This window comes from Micrococcus sp. LASM2_SD2, from assembly GCF_057364565.1.
Genome location: NZ_JBNFOB010000400.1, coordinates 1 through 1,087, shown reverse-complemented (window position 1 = coordinate 1,087; position 1,087 = coordinate 1). Strand labels below are relative to the sequence as shown.

General features: G+C 76.3%; 2 pseudogenes. Both read left to right on the top strand.

What is annotated here, in order from left to right:
* Positions 1-691 (top strand): annotated as a pseudogene (locus AC2W7A_RS12710) (hypothetical protein); the annotation flags it as partial.
* Positions 681-1,087 (top strand): annotated as a pseudogene (locus AC2W7A_RS12705) (PIG-L family deacetylase); the annotation flags it as partial. The pseudogenes AC2W7A_RS12710 and AC2W7A_RS12705, both read left to right, overlap by 11 nt.

Here is a 1,087-nt window from a genome sequence, read left to right as displayed (position 1 = left end):
CGGCTCGCCGACCTGCCGCACGCCCAGGCTGCTCCGCGCCGTCCTGCCCGGGGCAGTGGCCCCAGGACGTGGGCGCCGCAGCGCACGACGACGGGCCCGCCCCACCTCCGCCACGGAACTTCGCGCGGGCATCGACCTGGCGGTCGTCTCCGAGATCGGCTACTTCCTGCAGCCGGACGAGCTGGACGACCTGGTCGAGTACATCGACCGGGACCTCGCCCTGGACGGCGAGCTGCTCGCCTGCCACTGGCGCCAGCCGGTGCAGGGGTGGCCCCTGGACGGGGACGACGTCCACGCCCGCCTCGCGTCCGACCCCCGCTGGCAGGTGGTGGCCGAGCACCTCGAGGCGGACGTCCGGCTTGCGCTGCTGACCCGGGCCCACATCGCGGACCATGCCGTGGTGGTGGTGCCCGCCAAGGACGAGGAGGCGGACCTGCCGGACTGCCTGGACGCGCTCACCTCCGCGGTGGACCGCTGGGAGGAGCAGCACACGCAGGGGTCCGCGGCCGTCGTCGTGGTGGCGGACCGGTGCGCGGACCGGACGGTGGAGATCGCCCGGCGAAGGCGGAGGAGGACCCGCGGTTCCACGTGCTGGAGCTGGGCCCCACCACGCCGGGGGCCTCGAGCGTGGGACGGCCCGCGATCTCGGCGCCCGGCACGGGCGGGACCTGTTCCCGGACATGCCGGGTGAACGCCTCTGGGTCGCCTCCACGGACGCGGACACCCGCGTGCCCGTCGGGTGGCTGACGGGGCAGGCGGTGCTCGGCACCGGCGTGGCCGTGGCGGACGCAGAGGGCGCGCTGGTGCTCGGGACCGTGGACCTCGTGGACGCCGACCCCGCGCTGCGCCAGGTGTGGGCGGCCGGGTACGAGCATCGCGAGGGACATCCGCACGTGCATGGGGCGAGCATGGGCCTGACCTGGGCGCGGTACGAGGCGGCCGGCGGATTCCCGCACCTGACCGAGCATGAGGACGTCCGGCTGGTCGAGGCCGTACGCGCCCAGGGGGCGCCGGTGGTGGCCACGGACCGGGTCCGCGTGGCCCACCTCCGCCCGCCTGCACGGGCGGTCCCCGGGCGGCTCGCCGG